Origin of the sequence: Rhodococcus sp. NPDC127593 (genome assembly GCF_042671975.1) — a bacterium.
Lineage (GTDB): Bacteria > Actinomycetota > Actinomycetes > Mycobacteriales > Mycobacteriaceae > Rhodococcus_F.
Genome location: NZ_JBHXWI010000050.1, coordinates 49,940 through 76,893, shown reverse-complemented (window position 1 = coordinate 76,893; position 26,954 = coordinate 49,940). Strand labels below are relative to the sequence as shown.

General features: G+C 62.9%; 27 protein-coding genes and 1 pseudogene. 19 read left to right on the top strand and 9 right to left on the bottom strand.

Annotation, left to right across the window (positions count from 1 at the left end; genetic code table 11):
• Positions 1 to 65: 65 nt before the first annotated feature.
• From ACFVJ3_RS36215 to ACFVJ3_RS36200, 4 genes are all read right to left on the bottom strand, one after another.
• Positions 66 to 263, bottom strand: a complete 198-nt coding sequence (locus ACFVJ3_RS36215) for a hypothetical protein (RefSeq protein WP_378456652.1) — start codon at positions 261 to 263, stop codon at positions 66 to 68.
• Positions 264 to 435: 172 nt separating this feature from the next.
• Positions 436 to 807 (bottom strand): nuclear transport factor 2 family protein, encoded by a 372-nt coding sequence (locus ACFVJ3_RS36210; protein ID WP_378456651.1) that lies wholly within the window; start codon positions 805 to 807, stop codon positions 436 to 438.
• Positions 804 to 1,208 (bottom strand): DUF2255 family protein, encoded by a 405-nt coding sequence (locus ACFVJ3_RS36205; protein WP_378456650.1) that lies wholly within the window; start codon positions 1,206 to 1,208, stop codon positions 804 to 806. The genes ACFVJ3_RS36210 and ACFVJ3_RS36205 overlap by 4 nt, the downstream gene beginning before the upstream one ends.
• Before the next feature lie 174 nt (positions 1,209 to 1,382).
• Positions 1,383 to 2,420 (bottom strand): alcohol dehydrogenase catalytic domain-containing protein, encoded by a 1,038-nt coding sequence (locus ACFVJ3_RS36200; RefSeq protein ID WP_378456649.1) that lies wholly within the window; start codon positions 2,418 to 2,420, stop codon positions 1,383 to 1,385.
• Positions 2,421 to 2,678: 258 nt separating this feature from the next.
• Here ACFVJ3_RS36200 and ACFVJ3_RS36195 point away from each other — a divergent pair, with 258 nt between their 5' ends.
• Positions 2,679 to 3,695 carry an aldo/keto reductase gene (locus ACFVJ3_RS36195; protein WP_378456648.1) on the top strand — a complete coding sequence of 339 codons (1,017 nt, stop codon included), beginning with the start codon at positions 2,679 to 2,681 and terminating at the stop codon, positions 3,693 to 3,695.
• Between the two features lie 65 nt (positions 3,696 to 3,760).
• Positions 3,761 to 4,138 (top strand): annotated as a pseudogene (locus ACFVJ3_RS36190) (cation:proton antiporter); the annotation flags it as partial.
• 186 nt (positions 4,139 to 4,324) lie between these two features.
• Here ACFVJ3_RS36190 and ACFVJ3_RS36185 read toward each other — a convergent pair.
• Positions 4,325 to 5,221, bottom strand: a complete 897-nt coding sequence (locus ACFVJ3_RS36185) for a helix-turn-helix transcriptional regulator (RefSeq protein WP_378456647.1) — start codon at positions 5,219 to 5,221, stop codon at positions 4,325 to 4,327.
• A 129-nt stretch (positions 5,222 to 5,350) separates the two neighbouring features.
• Here ACFVJ3_RS36185 and ACFVJ3_RS36180 point away from each other — a divergent pair, with 129 nt between their 5' ends.
• The 6 genes from ACFVJ3_RS36180 (at position 5,351) to ACFVJ3_RS36155 (ending at position 10,536) form a co-directional block, all read left to right on the top strand.
• A complete protein-coding gene (locus ACFVJ3_RS36180) occupies positions 5,351 to 6,784 on the top strand; it encodes an MFS transporter (RefSeq protein ID WP_378456646.1) in 1,434 nt (477 codons plus the stop codon).
• Positions 6,781 to 7,455 carry a flavodoxin gene (locus ACFVJ3_RS36175; protein ID WP_378456645.1) on the top strand — a complete coding sequence of 225 codons (675 nt, stop codon included), beginning with the start codon at positions 6,781 to 6,783 and terminating at the stop codon, positions 7,453 to 7,455. Before ACFVJ3_RS36180 ends, ACFVJ3_RS36175 begins: the two co-directional genes overlap by 4 nt.
• A gap of 70 nt (positions 7,456 to 7,525) precedes the next feature.
• Positions 7,526 to 8,410 (top strand): aldo/keto reductase, encoded by an 885-nt coding sequence (locus tag ACFVJ3_RS36170; protein WP_378456644.1) that lies wholly within the window; start codon positions 7,526 to 7,528, stop codon positions 8,408 to 8,410.
• 11 nt (positions 8,411 to 8,421) lie between these two features.
• Positions 8,422 to 8,841, top strand: a complete 420-nt coding sequence (locus ACFVJ3_RS36165) for a cupin domain-containing protein (RefSeq protein ID WP_378456643.1) — start codon at positions 8,422 to 8,424, stop codon at positions 8,839 to 8,841.
• A 207-nt stretch (positions 8,842 to 9,048) separates the two neighbouring features.
• Positions 9,049 to 9,828: an enoyl-CoA hydratase/isomerase family protein gene (locus ACFVJ3_RS36160; RefSeq protein ID WP_378456642.1), complete on the top strand. Its 780-nt coding sequence runs from the start codon at positions 9,049 to 9,051 to the stop codon at positions 9,826 to 9,828.
• Positions 9,829 to 9,840: 12 nt separating this feature from the next.
• Complete coding sequence (locus ACFVJ3_RS36155) at positions 9,841 to 10,536, top strand: 2,3-diphosphoglycerate-dependent phosphoglycerate mutase (protein WP_378456641.1); 696 nt, start codon at positions 9,841 to 9,843, stop codon at positions 10,534 to 10,536.
• Between the two features lie 94 nt (positions 10,537 to 10,630).
• On the opposite strand, the gene ACFVJ3_RS36150 is transcribed toward ACFVJ3_RS36155, so the two are convergent.
• Positions 10,631 to 10,945 carry an FCD domain-containing protein gene (locus ACFVJ3_RS36150; RefSeq protein ID WP_378456640.1) on the bottom strand — a complete coding sequence of 105 codons (315 nt, stop codon included), beginning with the start codon at positions 10,943 to 10,945 and terminating at the stop codon, positions 10,631 to 10,633.
• Between the two features lie 536 nt (positions 10,946 to 11,481).
• Between ACFVJ3_RS36150 and ACFVJ3_RS36145 the strand changes: the two genes are divergently transcribed.
• Complete coding sequence (locus tag ACFVJ3_RS36145; RefSeq protein WP_378456639.1) at positions 11,482 to 11,943, top strand: hypothetical protein; 462 nt, start codon at positions 11,482 to 11,484, stop codon at positions 11,941 to 11,943.
• Between the two features lie 85 nt (positions 11,944 to 12,028).
• Here the strand turns inward: ACFVJ3_RS36145 and ACFVJ3_RS36140 are convergent, their stop codons facing one another.
• A complete protein-coding gene (locus ACFVJ3_RS36140) occupies positions 12,029 to 13,384 on the bottom strand; it encodes an MFS transporter (protein ID WP_378456638.1) in 1,356 nt (451 codons plus the stop codon).
• A 368-nt stretch (positions 13,385 to 13,752) separates the two neighbouring features.
• On the opposite strand from ACFVJ3_RS36140, the gene ACFVJ3_RS36135 reads away from it, so the two are divergent.
• On the top strand, positions 13,753 to 14,628 hold the full coding sequence (locus ACFVJ3_RS36135; RefSeq protein WP_378456637.1) for an NAD(P)-dependent oxidoreductase: 876 nt from the start codon (positions 13,753 to 13,755) through the stop codon (positions 14,626 to 14,628).
• A 70-nt stretch (positions 14,629 to 14,698) separates the two neighbouring features.
• The gene (locus tag ACFVJ3_RS36130) at positions 14,699 to 15,610 is read left to right on the top strand and encodes an oxaloacetate decarboxylase (RefSeq protein ID WP_378456636.1); all 912 of its coding nucleotides are present in this window, start codon (positions 14,699 to 14,701) and stop codon (positions 15,608 to 15,610) included.
• 51 nt (positions 15,611 to 15,661) lie between these two features.
• On the opposite strand, the gene ACFVJ3_RS36125 is transcribed toward ACFVJ3_RS36130, so the two are convergent.
• Both ACFVJ3_RS36125 and ACFVJ3_RS36120 read right to left on the bottom strand, forming a co-directional pair.
• Positions 15,662 to 16,690 (bottom strand): alpha/beta hydrolase, encoded by a 1,029-nt coding sequence (locus ACFVJ3_RS36125; protein ID WP_378456635.1) that lies wholly within the window; start codon positions 16,688 to 16,690, stop codon positions 15,662 to 15,664.
• Positions 16,691 to 16,730: 40 nt separating this feature from the next.
• On the bottom strand, positions 16,731 to 17,132 hold the full coding sequence (locus ACFVJ3_RS36120; RefSeq protein ID WP_378456634.1) for a cupin domain-containing protein: 402 nt from the start codon (positions 17,130 to 17,132) through the stop codon (positions 16,731 to 16,733).
• Between the two features lie 270 nt (positions 17,133 to 17,402).
• Between ACFVJ3_RS36120 and ACFVJ3_RS36115 the strand changes: the two genes are divergently transcribed.
• From ACFVJ3_RS36115 to ACFVJ3_RS36080, 8 genes are all read left to right on the top strand, one after another.
• Positions 17,403 to 18,212 (top strand): SDR family NAD(P)-dependent oxidoreductase, encoded by an 810-nt coding sequence (locus tag ACFVJ3_RS36115; protein ID WP_378456633.1) that lies wholly within the window; start codon positions 17,403 to 17,405, stop codon positions 18,210 to 18,212.
• 180 nt (positions 18,213 to 18,392) lie between these two features.
• Entirely contained in the window at positions 18,393 to 19,283 is an 891-nt protein-coding gene (locus tag ACFVJ3_RS36110; protein ID WP_378456632.1) for an N-acyl homoserine lactonase family protein, read from the top strand.
• 301 nt (positions 19,284 to 19,584) lie between these two features.
• Positions 19,585 to 20,655 (top strand): ABC transporter permease, encoded by a 1,071-nt coding sequence (locus tag ACFVJ3_RS36105; RefSeq protein ID WP_378456631.1) that lies wholly within the window; start codon positions 19,585 to 19,587, stop codon positions 20,653 to 20,655.
• A gap of 37 nt (positions 20,656 to 20,692) precedes the next feature.
• The gene (locus ACFVJ3_RS36100) at positions 20,693 to 21,976 is read left to right on the top strand and encodes a substrate-binding domain-containing protein (RefSeq protein ID WP_378456630.1); all 1,284 of its coding nucleotides are present in this window, start codon (positions 20,693 to 20,695) and stop codon (positions 21,974 to 21,976) included.
• A 58-nt stretch (positions 21,977 to 22,034) separates the two neighbouring features.
• On the top strand, positions 22,035 to 24,536 hold the full coding sequence (locus ACFVJ3_RS36095) for an ATP-binding cassette domain-containing protein (protein ID WP_378456629.1): 2,502 nt from the start codon (positions 22,035 to 22,037) through the stop codon (positions 24,534 to 24,536).
• Between the two features lie 209 nt (positions 24,537 to 24,745).
• On the top strand, positions 24,746 to 26,086 hold the full coding sequence (locus ACFVJ3_RS36090; protein WP_378456628.1) for an MFS transporter: 1,341 nt from the start codon (positions 24,746 to 24,748) through the stop codon (positions 26,084 to 26,086).
• A gap of 126 nt (positions 26,087 to 26,212) precedes the next feature.
• Complete coding sequence (locus tag ACFVJ3_RS36085; RefSeq protein WP_378456627.1) at positions 26,213 to 26,347, top strand: hypothetical protein; 135 nt, start codon at positions 26,213 to 26,215, stop codon at positions 26,345 to 26,347.
• Positions 26,348 to 26,398: 51 nt separating this feature from the next.
• Positions 26,399 to 26,683, top strand: a complete 285-nt coding sequence (locus ACFVJ3_RS36080; protein ID WP_378456626.1) for a hypothetical protein — start codon at positions 26,399 to 26,401, stop codon at positions 26,681 to 26,683.
• Positions 26,684 to 26,954 lie beyond the last annotated feature (271 nt).

Genomic DNA, 26,954 nt, shown 5'->3' with positions numbered 1-26,954 from the left:
CGCTGCCCATCGGAAATCTCCAAAGCGGGTACCGGGTTCCTCATGTACGGATTCTATCGAATCGATCAAGAATTATTTGCGAGACACACCACTAGTTGTACCACCAGGCGAGTTCGTTCGTCGAGATCCGATTGCGCGATCACTTCGTCGAACGCGAAGTTGTCGAAGTAGTCGATCAACTCGGGATCGGTGTCCGACAGTGCGGAAGTCAGCTCGGGGAAAAGTCGGTGATGGTTGCTGCGTGCGGTCTCGTTCGGCGCCACGGGGGATCCGTCCTCTTCTCGATCGGCCGGCGTTCGTATCGCCGGCCACTTCGTACAAGTGAAGTCTGCTGACGTCGAACGTGGGAGGGCCTGGTGTTACCGGTCTCGCGGATGCCCGTCGAAGACGCAACCGTCGAGCGTGTTGCGACGCAATCGCTCGAGAGTTATTCGCCTAGAACGTACTTGCCACTGTCAGAGTCGCTATCCATCGACCGGACCGAAGTCGGTACTCGGCTGCGAGTTGAAGATTCCAAGTCCCGCGGCTGCCCCAGATGGACGCGTCGACGACGCTTCTGCCGACCACGCGTGCCGAGTCGCCCGAGATCTTGATCGACGTATCCCGTTCGCGCGCCGAGAAATACCGCATCTCGCCGGATGCGATCTGCTCGAGCCATTCCGCTCCGGTTTGGACGTACCCGGTCATATGGGTAAGCGTGTACCCGTCGTCGAGCAGTGTTGCGAGCGTACTCGTGTCTCGCTCAATCATGCCGCGGTACATCGATCGGTACGCCTCGAGCAAGTCGGCTCGGACGGGTGCGGTCACTTCGGCTCGACCCTCAATGTAGTGGTGGCGAGTGCACTCGTGATGTGCTCAACTGCGGACCCGGATCCGTACTTGCGGCGGTACGCGGCGTCGATTTCTGCATCCTTGGAGTCGTCACGGGTGAATGTCACGTCTTTGGTGACCCCCCCGGACTCGATGCGTCCTTCCTCGAGGACTCGGGTGCCACGGAACCAAGCGGCCTCGGGCCCGTTCACAGATCGGACGTAGATCGAGTCGTCCACACGGACTGCCCAGATGATGACCAACTTTCGGAGGGTTCCGTCCTTGCGGCGCCCAGTGATACGTAATTCGCCCGCACGGCCCAGCGCGTCGAGTTCTCCGGTGGTCCATTCGCTGATGGTGAAGATCCTTCGTTCGTCGAGAAGCGCTGTTACATGCATTGTGAATCGAGGTAGGTGAGGACGAAAAGTATGGCGATGACAATCGCGAAGGATGCAACCGAACTGCGTGCGCGATTCGGCCCGGTGCCATCGTCACGCCCGGGGCGGGCACCGGTCTTCGTCACGATACCCACCCCGGTGACAGCGACCCGCTCGGCTGCATTGTTCGAACCGTCATGGACGGACGAGCACCTTGAGTGCTTCGCGGTCGTCCATGGCGCGGTATCCCTCGGCGGTGTCATCGAGTCCGACAGTGCGGTCGAAGACCTTTCCGGGCTCGATCTTGCCGTCGAGCACGTCGGGCAAGAGCTCCTCGATGTAGGCGCGAACCGGGGCGGGCCCGCCGGTAAGGGTGATGTTGGGCCCGAAGAGGCTGCCGAAGCCGATGGCTGCGTCCTCGTACTGCGGAACGCCGACGCGGCTGATCACTCCGCCTGCACGGACGACACGTAGCGCTTGCTCGTAGGCCGGCATGTGGCCCACCGCTTCGAGCACTGTGTGAGTTCCTGCGCCGCCTGTGAGTTCACGGACCTTGGCAATACCTTCTTCGCCTCGTTCGGCAACGACATCGGTGGCTCCGAATTCGATCCCGAGATCGGTCCGTGCTTTGTGGCGCCCCATGAGGATGATGCGTTCCGCGCCGAGTCGCTTCGCGGACAGAACCGCGGACAGACCGACGGCACCGTCGCCAATGACCGTGACAGTGGTGTTCGCGTTCACTCGAGCCTTCACCGCGGCATGGTACCCGGTGCCGAAGACGTCGGACAGAGTCAGCAGCGAAGCAAGGAGTGCGGAATCCTCACCTACGGGCGCCTTGACCAGAGTTCCGTCGGCGAAGGGGACACGGACCGCCTCGGCCTGGCCGCCGCCGATTCCGCCCGCTGCCCAGAATCCGCCGTGCTCGCACGAGGTCTGCAGGCCTTCGAGGCAGTACTGGCAGGTGCCGTCGGACCAGGCGAAGGGAGCGATGACGAACTCGCCCTTCTTCAAAGTGGCGACATCCTTGCCGATGTCTTCGACGACGCCGACGAACTCGTGGCCCATCGGCGTACCCGCGGAGGAGGCAGGCATGTTGTGGTATGGGTGCAGGTCGGAGCCACATACGCACGCACGCACTACGCGTACGAGGGCGTCGGTGCTCAGCTGGAGCGTCGGATCCGGCACGGTCTCGACGCGTACATCTCCGGCGCCGTACATGAACGTTGCTCGCATGTTCGTTGGTCCCTTTCGTAGCGTTCGTGGTCTAGACCGGCAATTCGCGAACGGGGCGCGCACCGCCGAGCAGACTTGGTCCATTCAACGTTCGAAATGGTTGGTATGGGAGTGCCTACTTGTCCAGGTAACGCCAGTACCCCCTTCGCCCGGTTTCTGCTCGCGCAGGGGTACTGGCAGGTCCTCCCATGAACCGATGGTCGGTTTTAGCATTGAGCACCTCAGGACCTCGTGTCGCATAGAAGATGGGAAGAGTACATGGAATACCGCCTACTCGGCCGCACAGGCGTGGAAGTCAGCCCGCTGTGCCTCGGCACCATGATGTTCGGTGAGTGGGGGAACAAGGACGTCGACGATTCGATCCGGGTCATCCATCACGCCTTGGACTCCGGTATCAATTTCGTCGATACCGCAGACGTGTACTCCGACGGCGGTTCGGAAGAGATCGTCGGAAAAGCATTGAAGGGTCGCCGCGACGACGTCGTTCTGGCCACCAAGTTCTTCATGCCGATGGGCAAGGGCCCCAACCGTAGTGGAGGGTCGCGCAAGTGGATCTTCCAGGAGGTGGAGAATTCGCTCCGACGCCTCGAAACCGACTACATCGATCTCTACCAGGTGCATCGGCCCAGTGACTCCACCGATGTCGAGGAAACGCTCGGTGCACTGACCGACCTCGTGCGTCAGGGAAAAATTCGCTACATCGGATCCTCGTCGTACTCCGGCAGCCAGATCGTCGAAGCGCAGTTCGCTGCGCGCGACACCCATTCGGCGCGCTTCGTCACGGAGCAGCCCCCATACTCCATTCTGGTCCGCGGTATCGAGCAGGACGTACTGCCCGCGACACGACGCCTCGGGATGGGAACCCTCACTTACAGTCCGCTGGCCGGCGGCTGGTTGTCCGGCAAGTGGCGCAAGGACGCAGCTCCGGTGCCGACGTCGGCGGCACGCCCCGGACCTCGTTTCGACATGGCGAGCGCCGCCAATCAGCAAAAGCTCGAGATCGTCGACGCGTTGGCGCACGTAGCGGACGAGGCGGGGATCAGTCTGATCGAACTGGCGATCGCGTTCGTCATCAACCACCCGGGTGTCACCTCGGCCATCATCGGTCCTCGCACGATGGAGCAGCTGGTTTCGCAGCTCCCGGCGGCGGACGTGACGTTGCCCCACGAAGTCCTCGATCGCATCGACGAGATGGTAGCCCCCGGCGTTACGGTGAATCCCGATGACAACAGCTACGGGGGACCGGAATTGGCAGCCGCGGCACGTCGTCGCTGAATTCGCTCCAGACCCGACGGCGACGGTTGCCACCGATCGTTCCTCACCAGAGATGAGCAAGCCCGATGGAATCACTCGAGACGATCGTCTTGATCGGAGTGCTGCTGGTTGCCGCATCGGTCGTCGCGCCGCGGTTACGCGTGCCGGTCCCGCTGCTGCTCCTGCTGTTCGGGATCGCCGTTGGGTTCATCCCGCAGGTCAGAGAAATTCACCTGCCTTCCGAAGCTGTTCTGGTGTTGTTTCTCCCAGCCCTGCTGTTCTGGGAGAGCCTGACCACCTCGCTGCGGGAGATCACGCGGGATCTGCGTGGAATTCTGCTGCTCAGCACCTTGCTCGTGGTGGCCACCGCGTTCGGCATAGCCGGACTCGGGACCGTCCTGGGACTGACATGGGGGGCGGCGCTCATCCTGGGCGCCGCCCTTGCCCCGACGGACGCCACCGCTGTGTCCTCGCTGGATCGGAGACACCACCTTGGTGACCCTTCAGGCCCGGCTGGACCGCGAGGCTCTGCGGCTCACTCACTCAACCGGAAGTACTCGATTGGTGGTCGGCCAAGCAGGGGGCGTCCATCGACCTCGACCGGCAGCCACCCGTTGACGTGCACCGGGTGGCCGCCCCGATCGAGGCAGTTATCCGTTGGTTACGACTGGACGCTCGGTAGCCAGGCTCTCCTGGCTCGCTGCCCAAGAGGCCAACATCTTGATCGCATCGGCAGTGGGAGTATTCGCCGCTGCGGTGTAGATGTTGAGATGTAGGCCCGGCTCGGAAGGTAGCTCCATACCTTCGAAGTCGAGATCGAGTTGTCCGACGATGGGGTGGCGCAGACGTTTACGCCCGCTTCTGTGGAACCGGACATCCTGAGATGCCCAGTGTTTACGGAACAATGCGCTCTGGGTGGAGAGCTCACCCACCAGCTCGATGAGAGCTTTGTCGTGTGGGTTCTTGCCTGCCTCGAGACGGAGCATCGCCGCCGAGTCGCGGCTGATCTGGTCGTAGTCGACGAAGAATTCCTCTGCCACTTCCGAATTCAGGTACACGAACCGCGTTGTGTTGGCAGGTCGCCGGCCGTCGGCAAGAACCGGAGAATAGAGAGCCCTGGCGAGCGGGTTCATGGCAACGATGTCGTGGCGACCATTGCGGATCCAGGCGGGGGCGTCGGTGATGGCGTCGAGCACCTGCTGCAGCACCGGTCGCACCGCAGTCGGGGTGGAGCGTTTGCGTCGACCGGGGGTCGAGTGAGACTGTCGCGCGAGTGCGAAGAGATGGTCGCGTTCGGCGTCATCCAGCTTGAGGGCACCGGCGACAGAATCCAAGACGCTGTCGGAGGCGCCTGCCAGGCTGCCCCGCTCCATCCGCATGTAGTAGTCGACCGAGACGCCGGCCAGCATTGCGACTTCTTCGCGGCGCAGGCCTTTGACCCGTCGGTTCCCGCCGAAAACGGGCAACCCGGCTTCGTCCGGGGTGATACGGGCCCGTCTCGAGCCGAGAAAATCGCGGATTTCGGTACGGAGGTCGGTCGTGCTCATGCCTCCACCATAGGAGCTTCGTCACGTCGGGGGGAGGCACTGACAGTACCTGGAACAACAGTGACTCCTCTCGCTGACGGAATCGGCGTCAACTGTATTCACACACCCACTTCGACAGTCCGAGGAACCATGACGACAGTCACCGCAAGTCCGACAAGTCCGACTACAGAGAGGTCGGCCGCTATTCTCGCGATCGTTCTGATCAGCTACTTCATGGTCCTCATGGACAACTCGGTGATATTCACCGGACTACCGAGCATTCGGGTCGGGTTGGACCTGTCGCCGAGTTCCCTCTCGTGGGTCCAGGACGCGTACACGCTTGTCTTCGGAGGTCTGCTGCTGCTGGCCGCGAGGGTGGGAGACATCGTGGGGCGACGGCGGCTGTTCATCATCGGCTTGGCGATCTTCGGATCTGCATCCCTGCTGATCGGTGTGGCGCCGTCGGGGGCGTGGATGATCGCCGGCCGGGCCGTGCAGGGTATCGGGGCGGCTATCGTCGCGCCCACATCGCTCGCATTGATCACGACATACTTCGAGGGTGAGGCCCGTAAGCGCGCAGTTGCGTGGTACGCAGCCTCCGCGGGAATCGGTGCGAGCCTGGGATTGCTCGTGGGCGGTGCACTGACGCAGTGGGTTTCGTGGCGTGCAGGGTTTCTGGTCAACGTTCCTATTGCGATTGCCATGATCATCGGTGCGCGTGCGGTGCTGACACACACGGCGGCCAGGAAGGGACGGTTCGACGTCGTCGGCGCACTGGGTGCGACGTTCGGTGTCGGAGCCTTGGTCTTCGGAATCATCGAATCCGGCGAATACGGGTGGAGCAGTACCCGCGTGATCGCCTCGCTCGCCGTCGGTGTTGTTCTGCTCGTGGGCCTGGTGGTGAACGAATCTCGCGTAGCGCAGCCGATCATGCCTTTGCGGTTGTTCGCCAGTCGGATTCGGAGCGGCGCGTATGCGACGCGTTTGCTGTTTCTCGGTTCGATGATCGGCTTCTTCTACTTCACCACGCAGTTCATGCAGGACGGTCTCGGATTCACGCCGTTTCAGGCGGGCCTCGGCTTTCTGCCCATGACACTCGTCAATTTTGTTGTAGCACTGGCTATTCCGAGGTTGAACAAGAACGTGCCGAATGCGGCACTCTTGACGGTCGGGGTAGTGGTCACCCTTATCGGGATGACGTGGCTCAGTACACTCGGTGCCGGTGATACATACCTGGCGGCAGTCGGCTTGCCGATGCTGCTGATCGGGGCTGGGCAAGGTTTTGTGTTTGCGCCGCTCACCAATGCGGGCATCGCAGGCGTGCAGTCCGCCGATGCCGGTGCGGCATCGGGATTGCTCAACACCGCCCACCAGCTGGGTATGGCGCTCGGCCTGGGTGTTCTGGTTGCGGTATCAGCGAATGCGGGTGCCGCAAGCAGCGGCGCGGAGGCGGTCGCCGATCGTGCCGGTGCAGCCCTGACCGGTGGAAGCGTCATCCTTGCCGTCGCGCTGGTTGTCGTCCTGGCTGTGATCGTGCCCGCCGAGCGGGCGCAGTCTCGCTCGGAGTCGGTCGACGCTCGATGAAACCGCATCTGACGGCGGCCACGTCGAGAAGATCGTTGGTTTGCGGCGCGCTGGCGCTCGGCATCACCGGGCTCGCCGGGTTGGCGACCGGCTGTTCCACCGGAACACAGGACGAGTCGGCGGTGGATGCTCCCGCATCGCCGGCACGAGGGGGACGGGTGCTCCTCGCCTACTTCTCGCGACCCGGCCAGAACTATTACTACGGTGACCGCACCGTACTCGACGTCGGTAACACCGAAATCTTGGCCGGGTTGATCGCCGACAGAACCGAGTGCGATGTGCACCGTATCGAACCTGCGCAGGCGTATCCGTTCGACTACGAAGAGACAGTGGAACAGAACAGGCGTGAACAGCAGGGTAATGCGCGGCCCGCCATCGCCGGCCCATTGAACTCGATCGCAGAGTACGACGTCGTGATACTTGCGTCGCCGGTGTGGAACAGCAGCGCACCCATGATCATGCGGACGTTCACGGAGGCCCTCGACTTCGGAGGGAAGACGGTGTATCCGGTCACCACTCATGCGGTGAGTGGCCTCAGCGGTGTCCCGTCTGTGTACGAACAATCGTGTCCCGGCGCCATTATTGGCGTGGGTCTGGCGGTCCAGGGCGAGATAGTGGGTGACGCCGCGGGCAGTGTCGACGAGTGGTTACGAGGCGTCGGACTGCAGTGAGGGAGGCACTGCCGATACCTGGCTGAGTGTGCACTCCCACGAAAGTTCGACCGGGCCTACCGTTGGAGTCATGAACGTACCTACCTTGACACTGAACAACGGCGTTGTGATTCCGGCTCTCGGATTCGGAGTTTTCCAGACGCCTCCGGACGAGACAGCAGTCGCTGTCGAGAAAGCCTTGGAGATTGGGTATCGCCACATCGACACCGCGGCTGCATACGGCAACGAGCGTGGTGTGGGAGAGGCCATCGAGCGGTCCGGAATCGATCGGTCGGACATTTTCGTCGAGACCAAGGTCTGGATCTCTGACTACGGCTACGACGAGACGCTGCATTCGTACCAGAAGAGTGCAGGCAAGCTCGGCGTCGAGCAGATCGACCTGCTTATTCTCCACCAGGCTTTGCCTGGTGAATTCGAGCTGACCCTCGACGCCTATCGAGCTCTGGAGACCCTGCTGGCCGACGGCAAGGTCCGCGCCATCGGAGTCAGCAACTTCATGGCAGATCATCTCGCTCGGCTCGTGGAAGCCACGTCGGTGGTGCCGGCCGTGAACCAGATCGAAGTTCATCCCTACTTCCGTCAGCGCAGAGTGTTGGCAGCAGACAGCGAGCACGGCATCGTGTCGCAGGCGTGGTCCCCGATCGGCGGTATCACCTTCTACCGCGACGGATCGAAAGGCTCCACACTCGAGAACCCCACGATTCTCGGTATCGCCGAGGCGCACAACAAAACCGCAGCCCAGATCATGCTGCGCTGGCACATCCAGGAGGGACGTCAGGTCATCCCCAAGTCGGTCACTCCGTCTCGGATTGCAGAGAACTTCGATGTCTTCGACTTCGACCTGACGACGGACGAGATTGCCGCCATCGACGCGTTGGACACCGGCATCCGGGGTGGCCCCGCCCCCGAGGACATCACTCGCGAAAATTTTGGCCGCGTCATACCCGAGTCCTGAAAGATACTGTTATGCAACTAGACTCCGACAAGCCGACCACGAAGAACCCGCCCGAGCAGTTTGCAGGAGATGTGTGGCTCGACCCCATCGCATCCCCCAGAGCAGACGGTCAGCGAATGATCGTCGCCAAGGTGCGGTTCGCGCCCGGATCACGTACGGCGTGGCACTCACACGCACTCGGTCAAACGCTCCATGTCACGCAGGGTGTTGCCTGGATCGGAACACGCAACGGCGACAAGGTAGAGGCGCATCCGGGCCAAACGATCTACTGCCCACCGGGCGAGGAGCATTGGCACGGTGCATCCCCGGAGTCGTTCATGGAACATCTCGCAATGCTCGACAACGCTGACGACCCGGCATCGACCACTACCTGGCTCGAACACGTGACCGACGCCGAATACCTGACGGAGCCGACTTCGACCGGCGCGTGAGGGACAGACTCATTGCATCGCCCCTGCTCGTTCCTCGAGCGGGGGCGATGTCGTCTGTGCTGCCGTGCCGACGAATACACCCGACGCCAGTGCGTTCGCGCGTCGACGACTGTCGAAAGTTCTGCGGTCTCGTCCCGGGTATAACATGGTCAACCTATTGTCAGTCTGGTAGTTGACTAAATAGAACGACGGAACTACGGTTCGACCATGACCGAGTTCGTTTCTCTGGAAATCTTCGAAGGCGTCGGTACTATTCGGCTGGCACGTCCGCCGATGAATGCCCTCAACAGGGAGGTGCAGCTGCAGTTGCGCGCCGCTGTGGTCGAAGCGAGCGAGAACCCTTCCGTAGCAGCGGTGGTCGTCTGCGGCAGTCGGAAAGTCTTCGCGGCGGGTGCAGACGTGAAAGAACTCGCGGACCTCGATTTCGACGGGGTCAGCACGGTGGCGGCTGATCTCCAATCCGACTTGGCGTCGGTCTCCGAGATCCCGAAGCCGACGGTGGCGGCGATCAACGGTTACGCACTCGGCGGAGGCCTAGAAATCGCGCTCTCTGCGGACTACCGGATTGCGGCCGCCGACGCCAAGCTCGGTGTCCCCGAAATTCTGCTCGGTGTCATTCCTGGTGGCGGAGGCACCCAACGCCTTGCACGACTCATCGGCCCGTCAAGAGCCAAGAACATGCTCTATACGGGTCGTTTCGTCGGAGCGGAGGAAGCGCTACAGATCGGTTTGGTCGACGAGGTGGTCGCACCCGACGATGTCTATGACGCCGCGCGGCGGTGGGCGTCACAATTCACCGTCAGCGCCGGACGCGCACTTGCCGCAGTCAAGGCTGCAGTGGATCGTGGCCTGGACGTCGATCTGGACGCGGGACTGAAGATCGAGCGGGACCTGTTCTGCGAGCTGTTCGACACCGAGGACCGCGTGATCGGCATGAAGTCGTTCATGGAGAACGGTCCGGGGAAAGCTCAGTTCGTCAATCGGTAGGGGCTCCTACCGATGCACAGCCGACTCATCCTCCTGCGACATGCTCAGAGTGAATGGAACGCACTCGACCGCTTCGCTGGCTGGGTCGACGTCGGATTGACCGCCGACGGGCGCGAAGGAGCAACGCGCGCGGGAACATCACTCGCCTGCAACGGTATTCATCCCGGTGCCGTTCACACCTCGCTGCTACGGCGCTCAATAGCGACAGCCGCGTTGAGTCTTGATGCTGCGCAACGGCAATGGATTCCTGTCCGCCGCTCATGGCGTCTCAACGAGAGGCATTACGGCGCATTGCAAGGCAGAAAGCGTTCCGAGGTCGTTGCGGAGTTCGGCGCCGACCAAACCGCACTGTGGCGTAGAAGTTACCGCTCACGGCCGCCGATGCTGTCGGGCCGACCCATGCTCGACCAACGATCGGACCCACGATATGCAGACGTCGCGTCCGTGCCGGTCAGTGAATCCCTGTGTGACGTTCACGATCGGGTCGTTCCGTACTATCGGAAAGAAATCACTGCAAGTCTCCGATCGCACGGGACGGTTCTCGTGGTTTCCCACGGAAACACGCTGCGCGCGTTGATCAAACATTTGGATCGAATTCCCGATGGCGAGATCGACCGAGTGGAGGTCCCGATCGGTGTGCCCCTTCTCTACGAACTCGGAGAAGACCTGATGCCGGCCGTAGCGGGCGGAGTTTTTCTGGGCACGTGAGCTGGTCGACCTACGGACGTCGTGTCACCCCGCCGCCACAGCTCGATGGGGCTCCGACAGTGCGATCACATCACGACGGGGATTTCGTGCTGCGCTACCCGCTCGAGACGACTCGTCTGGTGGGCCGTTCGGCATCGCTCGAGAACAGATGCGGGCTTTTGTCGCGAATACGCTCGACGTCGGCGAACACCGCGCGTAGGTGGACGCGCATCGCCGCCTCGGCGGCGTCGAAGTTCTGCGCTTCGACACCGCCGACGATCGCGGTGTGATGCGCGATCAGCTCAGGTATGGGCCGAGTGTCCCGCAGGCCGAGGCGTCGGGCACGGTCGAGATGCGCCTGGCACACTTCCCGACGTCGATGGCATTGTTCGTCAACGCCGAACCGGCCGCTCTCGACGCCCGCCCCCACCGAACTTCCTGGACTGGTCGAGCCGAGCGGACGGACTGGCGGTCACCATCGAGATCGCCGAGCGCCACCTGCTCCGGGACCCTGCAGGTCTGTTGCGTGCCGTCGAGCATGCACGACACCTGGCGAATCGCGGTGGACGACGTGGGAGCGGACTCCTCCAGTCTGGCGTTGCTTCCACACCTGCGGCCGGACGTCGTCAAACTCGGCATGCGGCTGGTTCGGGGGAGGTCGACGTCCGTGACGGCAGCGATCGTCGCTGCAAGCTGCGGCCGAATCCGGCCGAACCGGAGCGCTCGTCCTGGCCGAGGGGATAGAGAACGAGCGCCACGAGCAGTCGGCGATCGACGTGGGTGCAAGGGCCAGGGTTGGTTCTACGGCGCTCCTGCACCGCTACCGACGTTCGGCCCCGAAGTTCGAATGCGTCGCGCGCGGGCAGAACCGGCCCTACCGTTCGCGCCCCTGCCGCCGTCACCCCGTACGGACTCACCCACGCTCTCGGCAAGCCGAGGCACGCGGGACAAACATTACTCGACGCTATGGAACGTGACCTGCTCCGCAGCGCGGGCGCAGTGGGACCGTCGACGCTGATTCTGGCGACCGAGCCGTCGACCCCTGCGCAGTCACATTCCCCGATGCCAGAGTCCACGTCGTCACAGTTCGCGCCGTTGCAGTCCGTGTTGCTGCAGTCTCGCGTGGATCTGTTGAACGAGGTGGCGCGCCGGGCCGTGTTGACCGCAGTCTTCTCGGAAACACCCGCGCCGGCGGGGAGACGGTATCGTGCGGTGTCGCTCGATGCGTACGAACCGTTGGCGGTCGAACGGTCACTCATTGTCGTCGCCCCGATGTTCACGGCCGTACTTCTGGCCGTGGACCGAGGGCAGGCGCCCGACGGGGCGCGGGTGTACGACTATCGTCTGTCCACCGATCGAGACGTCGTGCTCGACGCCGCGACGGTGTTGCTTCGCCGCATCCCGACCGGAACAGCCACTGAAGCGTGAGAGCCACTGACGTGTGAGAGCCACTGACGCGTGAGAGCCACCGGCGGACTTCACCGGTGGCTCTCCCAGGTCGATGCGGGTTGGATCAGAGTCGGTCCATCTCCAGGTCTTTGGTTTCGTGCAGGGCAAGAGCGCTGACGAGGCTGATCAAGGCCAGTGCCGCCAGCATGAGCCCGAATACGAAACCGCCGAACGCCGCGATGATCGACGCCGCCAGCAGGGGGACCGTTGCACCGCCGATGATCTGGGCGACGTTATAACTGAAACCCGCTGCAGTGTAACGATAGCGGGTCTCGAACAGCTCGGACATGAAGGCGCTCATCGGTCCCAGAGCGACCCCGCCGATAGCCATGGTGACGACCATTCCGATCGCGAACGTCCAGTTGGCCGCGACGTCGAGAATGGGGAAGAGGACCAGGGCCCACACGACGGCGACCGAGGCAGCTCCGACGATCACCCGCCGCCGACCCACCTTGTCGGAATACGTGCCGCCGAAAAAGATCCCGGCAGTCAGCGCTGCGCCGCCGAGTGCACCCAGCCCCAGCACGGCGTTACGACCCAGGTCGAGGTTGTTTGCACCATAGTTCACCAGGTAGGACGCGCCCAGGTACCCGAACGACGGTGGAATGATCATGGTGAGGCTCGCCAGGATGATCTCTCTCGGCTGGCTCTTGAACGCTTCGAAGAACGGCGCCTTGGCTACCTGTGTCGTGTCCGCGGTCGCCTTACGCAGTTCCTCCGCCTTGAAGACCGGTGTCTCCTCCATACGCAAGCGGATGTACATGCCGATTGCGATCAGAACCGTGCTCGCGATGAATGGAATTCGCCATCCGAAGCTGAGGAACTGTTCATCGGTGAGGAACAACCCGGTGAGCAAGAACGTCGCAGGTGCCAAGGTGAGGGCGAAGCCGCCGCCGAGCGAGGCGAACATGGCCCAGAATCCGCGCTTGCCCTTGGGCGCGTTCTCGGTGACGAACAGCGCGGCACCGGCCCACTCGCCGCCCGCCGCGAGTCCCTGAACGATGCGAAGGACGACCAGCAGGATGGGTGCTGCCACACCGATCTGACCTGCTGTGGGCATCAACCCAACGGCGACAGTTGCGAACCCCATCATCATCAATGTGATGACGAGGGTTCGTTTGCGTCCGAGCTTGTCGCCGAAATGGCCGAACAGAATGCTGCCGACCGGGCGAGCGACGAACGCCACTCCCAGTGTGGCGAAGGCCGCGACAGTCGCGGCGGCCGGGCCCAACGCCGGAAAGAAGATCTTCCCGAACACCAAGGCTGCGGCGACACCGTAGATATTGAAGTCGTAGAACTCGATCAAGCTGCCGACGAAGCTTGCCGAGGCAACCCGCGGCATGCTGTTGGGACTACCGGTCGAGCCGTCGACGTTCGCGCCGATCTTTGTGGTGACGACAGGCTGGGTTCGTGGGTCCATAGGAATGCATCCTCGGGTTGCTGGCCGGATCATCCGGCGGAATAAGTCTGAATGGGTTGTGCAACAGGCAATCCAGTGTGTTGAGAATTGAAACGCGTGACGATCCCGCGTCGGTGCACTCCGCGTGAGCGAGTGGGAAGACATGCGATATGTGACTCGAATTCGTGTGACGATCGTCGGCACCGAAGCACTGTATGACGTGAGACACATGATTGTCAACGGTAAGACAGACCTTCCCTTGACTAAATGAATCCGGAGGTCTACAACTAGGGGACGTGACGCCGGTCACCACGGAACTATTCCTGGCGCGCCGAAAGTAGATGCTCAACCGGCCCTACAACCCTGCGCCATCCGACGAAGGGAAGAACGTGATCGAATCGGTAGCCGTTCTGGGAGTCGGAGTCATGGGTGCGCCCATGGCTCGACGTCTGGCAGCCGCTGGGTACGCGCTGTCCGTCTGCGACCGCAGTCCGGAGGCGCTGGCGTCTTTCGACGGTGACGCGACAACGGTCACGACCGACCCGAGAGAGTGTGCTTCCGTCGATCTGGTGATCGTGCTCGTGGCCACGATCGAGCAGGCAGTCGAGGTGACTGTCGGGAGCGGAGGCGTGCTCGGCGGGAAGTTCGGAGACCGGCCTCCCCGGATCATGATCATGAGTACCGTGGGACCGCAGAACATCGAACGGCTCCGGCGGGAAATAGGGGACCGCGGTTCATCGCTGGTCGACGCACCGATCAGCGGTGGGGTCACGGGCGCCGAATCCGGGACACTGTCCATCTTCGTAGGTGGTGACGACGCGGATGTCGACCTGGTCGAACCTGTTTTGAAACATCTGGGCACCAACATATTCCGATGCGGTGACGTCGGCGACGCGCAGACCGTCAAGCTCGTCAACAACGCGCTGGGAGTGCTGAATGCCTACGTCGGCGCCGAAGCATTTCGTCTGGCTGTCGAACGCGGGCTCGATCCGGGACACGTTGCACGTGTCCTCGAGGTCAGTAGCGGCCGGAATCTTCTGACGGCCACCTCGGTCGACGTGACGACGATCTACGCCGGTTGGACCGCATCACGCTCGGATTTCGACGGGTTGACCTCGCTCATGCACAAAGACCTCGGTCTGGTTGCAGACCTCACAGCCGAAGCGCGAGAGAGCTTTCCGCTCCTGGGTCAGCTACCTCGCATCATCGGCGCCCTCGGCGACGAGACGTTCCGGACCTGGCAAACAGTCGCAGGCCGAACATGATCCGTAGGGACGGAAATACCTGTACGACATATCTCGGCGCGTGACGCGTCGATCGAACAAGGAGAAAACGATGAAGAGTGCCGGTGTCAAACTACGTGAACTGATGGAACGTGAAGTGGCGGTCGTGGTGCCACTCGCATTGGATCCGATCAGCGCGAAGATTGCCGAGTCAGAAGGCTTCGAGGCGCTCTATCTCGGTGGAGGCACTCTCGGGTACGTGAAGACGGGCACCGAGGCCAACCTCTCCCTGACGTCGATGGTGCAGGCAGGCATAGAGATTCGTGCAGCATCGGACGTGCCCATCATCTTCGACGGAACCTGTGGCTGGGGGGATCCCATGCACATTCACCACACGATGGGCATGGCGGAAGCAGCGGGCTTCGGGGCGATCGAGATCGAAGACCAGCTCGTTCCGCGGCGGGCGCATCACCACATCGACATCGAGCATCTCATCCCGACGGAATTGATGGTTCAGAAGATCGAGCAGGCGGTGGCTGCGCGACGCGATCCCGACTTTTTGATCATCGCGCGGACCAATGCGTGTCGGACCGACAATATCGACGAAGCGCTGCGGCGGATGGAGGCGTACAAACTCGCGGGAGCAGACGTGCAGTACGTCTTGCACAAGCACCCGGAAGAGGCTTTCGAAATCGGGACCCGCGTGGACGGCCCCAAGATCTACGCGATGTTGGCCGGAATCGACTCGATCGGAATGTCCCTGGAGGAGCTCGGCGCCCTCGGGTACAAGTTTGCGATCGACGGATTCACTCCGTTCCTCGCGGCGCAGAAAGCCATGCGCGCCTCGTACGCGGCTCTGGCCAGGCTGGAAACGGATCCGACGATTGGGACGGATTACTTCGAAGAGCGCGAACTGGTCCATAAGAGTATCGGCTTGCAGACGTTGCTGGATGTCGAACTGCGCACGGTCGAACCGGCTCGGTCTGCCGACGCCCCGGCCTACAGCATGTTGCAACGGTCGTAACCGCGCTGCGGGCTTCGCTCCCCGGAGGCACCGGGGAGCGAAGCCCGCAGGCTAGTGCGCGTTCAGGCGGCGGGCCTCGGCCACGCCCTCGGCCCACGAGTGCAGGCGCGTCCAGAGGCGCTCACGGGTGTGCGCGAAATTGTGCATGTGCGACATCCGTGGGATAACGGCCACGGAGACGTCGGCGGACGCCGGGTACGACTTCGGTTCACCGAACGGGTCGGCGCACGCGTCGCGTTCGCCCAGGCCCAGGAACACCGGGACATCGATCGACGCTGCCTCCGGGGCGACTGCGCCGGGAGACATCATGGTCATCGAGCACGGCGGAATCGTGGCGCTTGCCCACTCGGGTAGCTCGCCGCGCCGCGCCGGGAAGTCGATCATGTCGACGGCGACGATGTCGGCAGGCTCGTCGTCATAGTGGAACCCCGGAGTGCACAACGGAAATCCGTCCGCGCACAATGCCATTTCGGGCATCGCCGAGGTGTGGACCTCGTGACTCAATTCGCCGACGTTGGTTCCGCGAGGGATGTAGGGGCGCGGGACGTGAGGGCTGCCCGGCGGCATCCAGACTGACGAATGCTTGCCGGACCAGCCGAGCACACCGACCCCGTCGAAGGCCTTTCGCTGACCCTGGTGCAACACCAGCACCGCGCCGCCGAGCGATTGTCCGACCCCGATGGTGCATGGGTCGGACACCGGACCGAAGCCGGCAGTCAGCGTGCCGGAAGACAGCAATTCCGAGATGTTCTCCACGGTGGCCTGATTGGCCGCGACGAGAACCTCGTAGGTCAGCTTCTCCGGGGACTGCGGTTGGCTGCTCTCTCCCGCGGCGAGGTGGTCCACCGCCACGAACACCCACCCCCGTCGAACGTGCCATCCTGCCTGACCATGACCGCCGACATCGTCCGGCATGTCGAACGTGTAGTACCTGCGCCCGTATCCACCGCCCGGCCACGCGAAACAGACGGTGTTCACGGCGGACGAGTCCTCCGGCAGGCACACCGTCGCTACTGTCTCGAGCTTCTCGTCCGTTCCGAGGGCGGCGGACACGTTCGATCGCACTGTTATCTGCTGCATTGTTGGTCTCCGTCGTGTCGTGAACGAGAAGGGTGAGCTGTCAGATCGCGTTGTATTCGGCGTCGGACACCGGTTCGCCCCACGTGGTGTCGGCGCCGGTCTGACCCTCGGGGAAGTCCTTGATGGCAAGGTGCGTCATGAAGTGATCCGGCGCGGCACCGTGCCAGTGCCATTCGCCCGGCGGGGTGTAGATCGTGTCACCGGGCCGAATCTCCAACAGTTCGCCTCCGCGAGCCTGGACACGTCCGACCCCTTCGGTGACGTAGAGGGTCTGGCCGTTGGCGTGGCAGTGCCAGTTGGTGCGCGCGCACGGGGAGAATCGGACCGTGGATACGCGGAGCGCCGTGGGGGTGTCGCCGTGTGCGACATTGTCCACGTACACGTTGCCGGTGAAGTTGGAAGCCGGTGCCTTCGCTGTCGGTTGACGTGCAGTGAGTTTCATTGCCTAGCCTTTCGAATCGGTCGACGGGATCGAATGGTCCGTAGCGGCGAGCTACGGAGCAGGCCGCGCGCCCGACCTCGACCGACGTCGGGACAGAACAACCGGACAGTATTGCTCTGGCGTATGGATTGTCAATGCTGATACAACATGTAAGGACAGCCGGAGCCGCGTCGAGCCGGACGACGAAATCTGTTGATTCGTCCCGCAACTGCGACTCCACCTCGGACGGAGTCGACGGACGGCCCGCATCCACGACGAAGGGAAGCAACCATGGCGGACAACGAGACACAGAACTGGTTGGCACTGGCGGGCAAGACTGCAGTGGTTACCGGAGCAGGCGGTGGCATCGGCCGCGGGGTCGCCCTGGAGCTGGCTCGCGCCGGAGTCCGCACGCTGGTGATTGACCTCGACGGCGATCTCGCCGCACGAACGGCGACCGAAATCCAGGAAACCGTTGGCGTGGAATCGATTGCATATTCTTGTGACACCCGCGACGAGGCGATGCTGGCCGCTGCAGGTTGGGCGCTGATCGAGAAGTTCGGGCCGGCGGACATTCTGGTCAACAACGCCGGGGTGGTGGGCAGGGGCTCCCTCTTCGACGTCGACATGGGCGACTGGCAGCGTGTCCTCGATGTCAACCTGAGCGGGTACCTGCTTTGTGCCCGCGAGTTCGGGCCTGCCATGGTCGAACGCGGATCGGGATCCATCGTGCACGTGTCGTCGATCTGCGGCATCAACCCGGCCGGCGCAATGGGTGCATATTCGCCCAGCAAGGCTGCCGTCGCGATGTTGAACCGGCAGTTGGCGCTGGAGTTGGCGCCCTCCGGCGTGCGGAGCAACGCGGTGGCACCCGGTTTGATCCGAACTCCGTTGAGCGAGGCCGCCTACAGCGACGAGACGTCGAGGTCGTCGCGCGAACGTGCAGTACCGCTGCACCGCATCGGTACGCCTCAGGATATCGCCGACGCCGTTGTATGGCTGGCGAGTCCGCGGTCCGGGTACGTGACCGGCCAGGAAATCCTCGTCGACGGGGGAGTGGACCAGACATTGATGAACACGGTCCGCAGCGCGGACCGCTGAACCCGCCTCGACCTGAGACGGGGCAAGCTGACAAGCTCAAGTCTGTCTGGCTGTTGACAATGGTGTTGCGTGGGTCATAGTGTTTCCGATGCGTGATGGTTGTCACCGACTCCTGGTCGCCTCCGAGTCGCCGACTACTCGACTGCACGCACACGCCGAGCTTGTGGAAGGACAGTTCCGTTGTCTGATTACTCAATTTGGTCACTCGAGTTCGCGCGGATCGACTCGTACCCCGACAATCTTCTGGTCTACGGAAAGGCAGAGGGCTCACGCGTCCTGCCGTTCAACTTCGTAGTTCTCAAGAGCGACGACCGCGTGATCATGATGGATGCGGGCTTCTACGCAAACGACTACGGGCAGACGATGATCGAGAATTTCGACATCAAATGCCTGCAGTCTCCCGAAGAGGTACTGGGACGAATCGGCGTCACCCCTGCCGACGTCGACACCATCGTGCTCACGCACCACCATTTCGATCACGCCACCGGATTGGAATTGTTCCCCAACGCGCAGGTCTACGTGCAGAAACGCGAGATCGAAAACTTCAGCGCGAAGTACGAGTCCGCGCCTCGCATGAGATGGCTCCAAAACGGCTTGGATCCGGACACGGCCAACATCTTCGACAGAATCGATCGTGACGGGCGTCTTCGTGTGATCGAAGGCGGTGCCGAGGTTGCTCCGGGCATCGAGGTGTGGGTTGCATACGACACGCACACGGCAGGATCGCAGTACGCGGTGCTCACCAACTCCGACGGGTCCAAGTGGCTCTTCCCGGGCGACGTCGTCTACGTGTACGACAACCTCACCGGGCCGGAGAACGACGGGATGCTCACCCCGATCGGTCTGGGCCAGGGCAACCAGGAATGCTGCATCCGGTCCACCGACGAGATGCTGACCATCGTCGGTGACGACGTGGATCGGATCATTCCCTGGCACGACGTCAAGGTATTCGACAAGTTCCCGACCTATGTGCACGAGGACAGCCTGCGTATCGCGGAAATCCAGTTGGCTGCCGGTGTTTCGAGCAAGGTGACGGCTCAGCAAACCGATGCGGTGGGCGCTGCCAATTGATCACCTGTCCCCGGTGACCACCTGGCCTCGGTGACCACCTGGCCCCGGTGACCACCTGGCCCCGGTGACCACCGGGGACAGCGGCACCATCGAATACATGAGTTTCGCGGTCGGCCCAGACGTGGCACACAGTCACGCTCGGGCCGACCGCGCTGTCTGCAGAGTCGGTATCGACCTGCCATTTCCGTGAGCGCCGGGGTGATCCCCGCCCGGATTGCACCCCGAATTTCGTACGTCACCGGCGTGACGAACGACCGCCGGAATTCCACGTGAACATTCACCGAAACGAATGAGGTCGTCAGTGCTGAAGAACGACACCGGTCGCGCGACCGGCTCTCCGGGCGGTTCCTTGCTTTCGGACATCAAATACCGCTGGCCTGCAAAGTATCTGGCCAGTTGGATCGCTCTGGCAGTTCTGGTCGTCGGTGTCGCGGTCGTTGCGCCTACCGCGTTCAGCGGACCGTCCATACGTTTGGTGACTGCTCTCACCGGCATCTTGCTCCTGGCTTCGCTCGGGCAACTTCTGATCGTCATGGTCGGGGCTATCGACTTGTCCGTACCCTCCATCGTTGCCGTGGGTGCGGGAGTGGTCGTGCACTACGCGGCACCGGGAAACAGCAGCATGGTTCTGACGATCATTGCAGCGCTCGGCATCACGGTACTGCTGAGTGTCGCGAACGGTTTTTTGATCTCGGTCCTGGGCCTGAACGCGTTGATCGTGACCATCGCGACGAACGGCATAATCGCCGGCGGTATCGGTTTGTGGACCGGTGTGTCGTTCTCCGTCTCCGGTGCCGCGCCCGAGAGTCTCCAGCGTTTCGCCGACCGGGCACCGCTGGGCATCAGTGCCTGCCTGATTCTTGCCGTCGTGCTCGCAGTCGCACTCTCGGCAGTTCTCCGGAAGACGCGGGCCGGACGCCAGGTCGTTTCGGTCGGTACCAATCGCAGGGCCGCGAAGATGCTCGGAATCAGAACGCACGCAGTCGATCTGACGACCTTCGCGGCCGCCGGACTGTTCTACGGCGCGGCCGGCGTCATGCTTGCGGGCTTCGTCGGTACCCCGGACGCGTCGATCGGTAGCCCGTACCAGCTGACGACCATCATCGCGCTGGCCATCGCCGGCGCGACCTTTGCCGGAGGGCCGGCGAGCGTGGCCAGCCTCGTGGCCGCCGCAGGCTTCCTCGAACTGCTGGACCAGGCTCTCGCAGTCAGGGGATTGTCGGCCGGTTGGCGCGACGTCGTCCAAGGATCCGCACTCGTCATCGCCGTGTCCGCCCTGACCATTGCCAGGTTGTCGGCGAGTGGGACATCCCGAGGCGTTCGGTTCATTCGGCGGCCGAAGCCCGACGCTCTTCTCGCCGCACGCGGCTGAATCTCGTACCAGACCCAGACACACAGGAGAACCGATCATGGTGACAACCATCACCCGTCCGAGATTCGTATCCCCCCGCCGGGTTGCCGCGGTGCTTGCGGTGGCAGTCGCGTGCGGCTCACTCGTTGCATGCTCGAGCACGACCGGTTCGAGCGCGGCCGAGAGCGGAGCCGACGCCAGCGCAGCAGACGGTCCGTCGGCGACCGCGACGCCCGAGCAGTTGGCCACTACGATCCGGAATGCATTTCTAGCAGACGTCGATCCGGAATCCCTCGATCCGACGGTTCGCGAGACACTGGAGGTCGCAGCCGTGCCGCCTACTCCGGAGCAGCAGGATCTGCTGACGACGTGCCTGGCGCAGACTTCCTGCGACACGGGACGGGGATCGTTGACGGTCGCGTTCGCCAACGACACCACCAACGCGTACCGAAACATCTACCGAGCCGAATTCACTGCGCAGGCCATCGCCTATCCGGCCGTGAAGACGATCATCTACAGCAACGCCAACAACAGTGTGAGCGCGGTCAACGCCAACCTGCGCAGTCTCATTGCGCAGCGGGTCGACGCCATCGTCATCAACTCCAACTACGCGGCTTCCATCGTGCCCGCACTGCAGCAGGCCCAGCAGGCAGGAATCGCGGTCATCGAGGCCGGAAACCCCGTCCCCGAGAACGTGTCGGAACTTGTCACGTCCGTGTTCGAGCCCGATCTGTGCGGCGCCTGGGGCGATGCCGGAAATCAGTTGGCCGACAACGTCACCGACGGACATAGCTACGCCATATACACCGGTATCGCCGGCAACCCGAACGCAGCGGTCTGGCAGCCGTGCCTCGACAGCGCGCTGACCGGCCGCGGTTGGACGCAAGCAGAAAGTGGTCTGACCGAGTGGACTCCGCAGGGGACCGCGCAGGCCGCGAGTGCTCTCATCGCATCGGGTCGTAATCCGGCCGCTATCGCCTACGACTACTCGCCGGAAGACTTCGTCAAGCCGTACATCGACCAGCGAATCACCCCGCCCTGGGTTCTCAGTGGGGGTGCGGTGAACTACGCCTGGCTCAACACGTTCGAGGATGCCAAGGCTGCGAACCTGAACCCACAGGGCTACCTGGTGAACAGTCAGGTCTGGTACGGACGCATCGGCGTCACTGCAGCACTGAAGTCGCTGGCGGGACAGGATGTCTCGTCCGCCGTGACCGTCGCGCAGCCCGTCGTGACGGTGGACAGTGTGCTACCGCTGAATGTGGAAGGCACCCCTGCCAACGCACCGGTCGGCGGACTGCTCTCAGTCGAGCAAATGACCACCGCATTGGCTGCGGGCTGATGATCGTAACCCCGGCTTCGATGTCACGAGTGACAGCAATGAACGGAAGGAACCGCACGTGAGCACGACGGCCAGAGAGAACACGGCCACGTCGACGTCGGTACTCGACGGGGCTGTGGTTCTGCAGAACGTCACCAAGACGTTTCCGGGTGTACGTGCGCTCGGTGATGTGCACTTCGACACCCGACCCGGTGAAGTCCACGCTCTCGTCGGGGAGAACGGCTCGGGTAAGTCGACTCTCATCAAGGTCGCCTCGGGCGTGTTGGTTCCGGACTCGGGAACGGTGACCATCGGGGGGTCCGAGCTCCGCGGCAGAGGCACCGGGCGGGCGCGGCGGCTCGGATTGATGACGGCGTATCAGGATACGTCGTTGGTCACCGAGCTGTCCGTGGCCGACAATGTGGCGCTGTCGTTCACCGCGTTGGGTTTGCGTCGCCCCGATGATGTTTCGGCACTTCTGTCGGATTTCGATCTACCCTTCGGGCCGACGGACAAGGTACAGGCGCTCGGTCCGGGTGCGCGTCAGCTGCTCGAGGTCGCCAGAGCGATGTGCCACAAGCCCGCGGTTCTGATGCTCGACGAACCGACCGCAGCGTTGGACATGCGATTCGCGTCCAAGCTCGAAGACCTCATTCGCCGTACTCGCGACGAGGGGGTGGCCATCGTTTACGTGAGCCACCGACTCGAAGAGGTCCGGCGGTTGGTCTATCGGCTCACGGTCATCCGCGACGGGGAGATTCAGGGAACGCACGACACCAAGGACTGGGACGTCGACCGGATCGTCGAGCTCATGGTGGGAGCCCCCACCGATCTCGAGTTCCCCACCCGCAACCGTGTCTCGAACGGCCCGACGTCGTTGAAGGTGGACAACCTCACCGGTGACGGTTTCGGGCCGGTGTCGATCTCCGTTGCTGCCGGTGAGATCGTCGGTGTCGCGGGTGCGGAGGGTAACGGCCAGCGAGCATTCCTGCGGGGTTTGATCGGTGTCGGGCGTCGAGGCGGGTCGGTCGAGATCGATGGCGCCGCGGTGAAGACCGACAACCCGTCGAGCGCCCTGCAGTCCGGAATCAGCTTCCAGAGTGGAGACCGGGCGGGGGAGTCCATGTTCGGGGCTTTGTCCGTCATGGACAACAGCACGGCGCAGTACGGTGCCGAGTCCGGCCCCGCCGGTCTGGCGACCGCCAAACGGCTGCAGGCGGCGTTCGCGCGTGTGTCGAGCAGCTTGGGAATCGTGGCGGCATCGCCGCATCAACCGATCGGCGCCCTGTCCGGCGGAAATCAGCAGAAGGCGATCCTCGCACGCCCAGCACTGCGTCGCCCCAAAGTTCTCGTGGTCGACGAGCCCACTCAGGGTGTCGACGCACGTGCACGCGTGGACATCTACGACATGCTGAGCGAGGCTGCCGAGAGTGGAATCGGCGTCCTGGTCAACTCGTCGGATTCTTCCGAGCTCGCGGGTCTGTGCGACCGCGTCTACGTGATGTCGCGGGGCGCGGTCGTCGAAGAATTGATGGGAACGATCTCCGAGGCGGACATCGTCCGGGGATTCGTCGGTGCGGTCGATGTGGACAAGGATCAAGAAAGCGGTCCCACATCGGGGTCCTTCTTCTCGCGGTTGCGAGCGCGGACGACGTCGAGTGTGTCGATCGTTGCTCTTGTGTTCTTCATCGCTGTGGTCGCTCTGTATGCAGGGTTCCAATCTCCCATCTTCTGGACGGGTGAAAACCTGTCCAACCTTCTGCTGCTGTGCCTACCGCTGACCTGTGTTGCGATTGGACAACAATTCGCCTTGCTGCCGGGCGGTTTCGACATATCGGTCGGCTCGACGATGAGTCTCACGGTGGTCGTTGCATCGATGACGTTGACCCAGTTCGGTCCCAGTTCTCTTCTGCTCAGCCTCGTGATGTTCGTTCTCGTCGCTGTTCTGGTGGGCGGGTTCAATGCCATCGTCGTCGGGGTGTTGAAGGTCAACGCAATCGTGGCAACGATCGCGACGCTGGGAATCGTGCAAGGTATCGCCGTGGTACTGCGACCGGAACCGGCCGGGCTCATCGCGCCCGAGCTGGCAGAGATCTTCAGTCTCGGAATCGGTTTTGTACCGACAGCGTTCATCGTCGTCGTCGTGATCGTCGTGCTGCTCGAGGTGTGGCTACATCGGTCGCCGTCCGGACTGGCCATTCGCGCAGTGGGGTTCAACGCCGAGTCGAGCGCGCGTGTCGGTGTTCAGGTCTCGAAGATAAAGGCCGGGGCACTGATGTTCTGCGCGGGAGGCGCAGTCGTGGGAGGCATCTTCCTTGCCTCGCAAGCGGGCGTCGGTTCCAACGCGGTCGGTGCCAGTTTCGCACTGCCGTGCTTCGCGGCCTGCTTCCTGGGCGGCGCCGTTCTCAGCGGTGGCCGTGGATCGTTTGCCGGCGCGTTGCTCGGTGCATTCCTGCTGTCGCTGCTCGACAACATCGCACCACTGCTCGGCATCCCCGATCCTGCTCGCCAGGTCATCTACGGGGTGATCATGTTGGTCGCTGTGTCGGCCTACGCCGCGAGTCAGCGGAAGAGCAGGTAGGCAGACGGCCGAGAAGGGGGGATCGACGCAGGTCAGACGCAACACACGCTGTTGTCAGGAGGTTACCTGTCAGGAAGTTGACAGCATGGTGATGCGCGTCATACTGTAATGACAGGCACATCGACCGTCTGATGCGAGGCGCGTCGCCACGATGGCCGACAGATGCGCTCCGGCTGCCCTGAGCACCGCAGACACCACAGGAGAACCACATGTCCAGTTCGAACGAAAACCTCATCGACGAGGCCCCACCCGGGGGCCACGGGGTTGCCGTCGCGCATGCAGACCCGGCTGCGATGCGCAAGATCTCGATCGCGAGCGTCGCAGGCACCACGATCGAGTTCTACGACTTCTTCATCTACGGCACCGCTGCGGCGCTGGTGTTCCCGCAGGTTTTCTTCCCGGCGCTCGGTGCTGCCGCCGGAACCGTCGCATCCTTCGCGACACTCGGCGTTGCCTTCTTCTTCCGGCCTCTGGGTGCCATCTTGTTCGGACACTTCGGCGACAAGCTCGGCCGTAAGAAAACCCTCATCACCACGCTGCTCGTGATGGGAATCGCGACGGTTCTCGTTGGTCTGATGCCGACCGCGGCCACGATCGGTGTTGCCGCGCCGATTCTGTTGGTACTCCTGCGAATTCTGCAGGGCTTGGCCGCCGGCGGTGAATGGGCGGGAGCCGCGCTGTTCACGTCCGAAAACGCCCCGGTGGGCAAACGTGGTTTCTGGAGCATGGCGCCGTCCCTCGGTGGCGGCATCGCATTGACGCTCGGCAACCTGACATTCCTCGTCACCGGGCTGTCGATGAGCGAAGAACAGTTCGTGAGCTTCGGATGGCGGATCCCGTTCATCGGCAGCCTCCTGTTGGTCGCACTCGGACTGTTCATCCGGCTGAAGATCGAAGAGACTCCGGTGTTCCGGACGCAGGTCAAGCGCGAAGGTGTTACGAAGCTTCCGTTCCTCGAGGCCCTCAAGAGTCAGCCGCGAGAGCTGTTCCTCGCCGCAGGCATGGTCATCTGTGTGCCGTCCTTCACTTACATCGGCTCGTCGTACCTGATGAACTACGGACGCAGGGAACTGGATCTGCAGACGAACTTCGTGCTCGCCATGGGTTGTATCGCAGGCGCCGCCATCACCGCAGGCATCGTGCTCGCCGCTATCTGGTCCGACCGGATCGGTCGTCGCCCGGTCATCATTGTCGGAGCATCGCTCGCCGTCGCCTGGTCGCTGGTACTGTTCCCGCTGCTCGATCTGGGTGGTCGCACTGCATTCGGCGTCGGCGTCTTTGTCACGATGTTCATCTCGGGCGTCGCCTGCGGGCCGCTCGGCGCCTACATGTCCGAGCTGTTCCAGACCCGGTACCGCTACACCGCCGCCGGGTTGAGCTACAACTTGGGCAACATGATCGGTGGAGCAATTCCGCCGCTGATCGCGGCTGCCGTCACCGCGGCATATGGTGGCTTCGCCTTCGGCGTGGTTCTCGCCGCTTTCTGTCTCGTGAGCCTGGTGTGCATCCTGCTCCTCAAGGAGACCAGGGGTAACGACCTCACCGTCTGATCCGCGACGGCGTGTTTCATGATCGTCCGGCAAGGGGCGCTGCGGGTTCGATTCCGCAGCGTCCCTTGTCTTCGTTCGCTGATCGAGACCCGATGTCGATCAGCATCACAAGCAGAAGGGTGATCGATGGGTAATCAGTCGGAACCCGGCGCGCTGCGCCGAGTAATGCTGGGTCAGGATGCGGACGGTAAGTCCGCCGTCGTGTCCAACGAGCAGACCGAGGAACGGACCGTTAGACCCAACGGCGCTGTGATTCAGTAAATTTGGCGGCAAGAGGTGGTGCCGGCACGTATCGGCGATGACGGTCGACGGGTGGGTGAGGTCGATTCTGATCTTCCGCAGGCCGGTTTGTCGGTTCGACTGTTCACGATTCCACCGGAAACGACGTCCACCGACCTCGAGCTGGTGGCGTCGGATGTGGTCTACGTGGCCACTGTGATCGCCGGTACCGCGCACCTCGTGCTCGAAACGGGGGAGGTGGAACTCCAACGCGGGGACTGCTTCGTACTGCCGGGCAGCAAGCATGCATGGCGAAATCCCCACGGGGAGGTCGCGGAAATCGTCACCACCGTGTTTCCCCAGGAACCCGCAAGCTGACCGATTCTGGGGCGGGCAATCGCGCGTCCTGGACTGTCAAGTGCTTGACAAAGTGTCGCAGAACACGTTATATAGAGGTGCATCGGTTGTTCGACGGGCAGCGTCACCGAGGTGATGTGCGCGCATACCGATTCGACGACCAGCGCACAGGCGGACGCGATTATGGCGGCCGCTGACATCCGAATGCTTGTTGGTGCGGACAGCATGATCGACAGGGCCGGTTACGCCGAGACTCATCAGGCGCCGGTGTGAAATTCGACGAAGGGAAATA

Excerpts from the sequence above, each read along its gene's own strand:
- ACFVJ3_RS36090 (WP_378456628.1), top strand. The coding sequence starts at position 24,746 with ATGTCCAGTTCGAACGAAAACCTCATCGACGAGGCCCCACCCGGGGGC.
- ACFVJ3_RS36120 (WP_378456634.1), bottom strand. The coding sequence starts at position 17,132 with ATGAAACTCACTGCACGTCAACCGACAGCGAAGGCACCGGCTTCCAAC.
- ACFVJ3_RS36170 (WP_378456644.1), top strand. The coding sequence starts at position 7,526 with ATGAACGTACCTACCTTGACACTGAACAACGGCGTTGTGATTCCGGCT.
- ACFVJ3_RS36180 (WP_378456646.1), top strand. The coding sequence starts at position 5,351 with ATGACGACAGTCACCGCAAGTCCGACAAGTCCGACTACAGAGAGGTCG.
- ACFVJ3_RS36115 (WP_378456633.1), top strand. The coding sequence starts at position 17,403 with ATGGCGGACAACGAGACACAGAACTGGTTGGCACTGGCGGGCAAGACT.
- ACFVJ3_RS36085 (WP_378456627.1), top strand. The coding sequence starts at position 26,213 with ATGGGTAATCAGTCGGAACCCGGCGCGCTGCGCCGAGTAATGCTGGGT.
- ACFVJ3_RS36140 (WP_378456638.1), bottom strand. The coding sequence starts at position 13,384 with ATGGACCCACGAACCCAGCCTGTCGTCACCACAAAGATCGGCGCGAAC.
- ACFVJ3_RS36185 (WP_378456647.1), bottom strand. The coding sequence starts at position 5,221 with ATGAGCACGACCGACCTCCGTACCGAAATCCGCGATTTTCTCGGCTCG.
- ACFVJ3_RS36195 (WP_378456648.1), top strand. The coding sequence starts at position 2,679 with ATGGAATACCGCCTACTCGGCCGCACAGGCGTGGAAGTCAGCCCGCTG.
- ACFVJ3_RS36145 (WP_378456639.1), top strand. The coding sequence starts at position 11,482 with ATGGAACGTGACCTGCTCCGCAGCGCGGGCGCAGTGGGACCGTCGACG.
- ACFVJ3_RS36100 (WP_378456630.1), top strand. The coding sequence starts at position 20,693 with ATGGTGACAACCATCACCCGTCCGAGATTCGTATCCCCCCGCCGGGTT.
- ACFVJ3_RS36205 (WP_378456650.1), bottom strand. The coding sequence starts at position 1,208 with ATGCATGTAACAGCGCTTCTCGACGAACGAAGGATCTTCACCATCAGC.
- ACFVJ3_RS36200 (WP_378456649.1), bottom strand. The coding sequence starts at position 2,420 with ATGCGAGCAACGTTCATGTACGGCGCCGGAGATGTACGCGTCGAGACC.
- ACFVJ3_RS36165 (WP_378456643.1), top strand. The coding sequence starts at position 8,422 with ATGCAACTAGACTCCGACAAGCCGACCACGAAGAACCCGCCCGAGCAG.
- ACFVJ3_RS36155 (WP_378456641.1), top strand. The coding sequence starts at position 9,841 with ATGCACAGCCGACTCATCCTCCTGCGACATGCTCAGAGTGAATGGAAC.
- ACFVJ3_RS36125 (WP_378456635.1), bottom strand. The coding sequence starts at position 16,690 with ATGCAGCAGATAACAGTGCGATCGAACGTGTCCGCCGCCCTCGGAACG.
- ACFVJ3_RS36130 (WP_378456636.1), top strand. The coding sequence starts at position 14,699 with ATGAAGAGTGCCGGTGTCAAACTACGTGAACTGATGGAACGTGAAGTG.
- ACFVJ3_RS36160 (WP_378456642.1), top strand. The coding sequence starts at position 9,049 with ATGACCGAGTTCGTTTCTCTGGAAATCTTCGAAGGCGTCGGTACTATT.
- ACFVJ3_RS36175 (WP_378456645.1), top strand. The coding sequence starts at position 6,781 with ATGAAACCGCATCTGACGGCGGCCACGTCGAGAAGATCGTTGGTTTGC.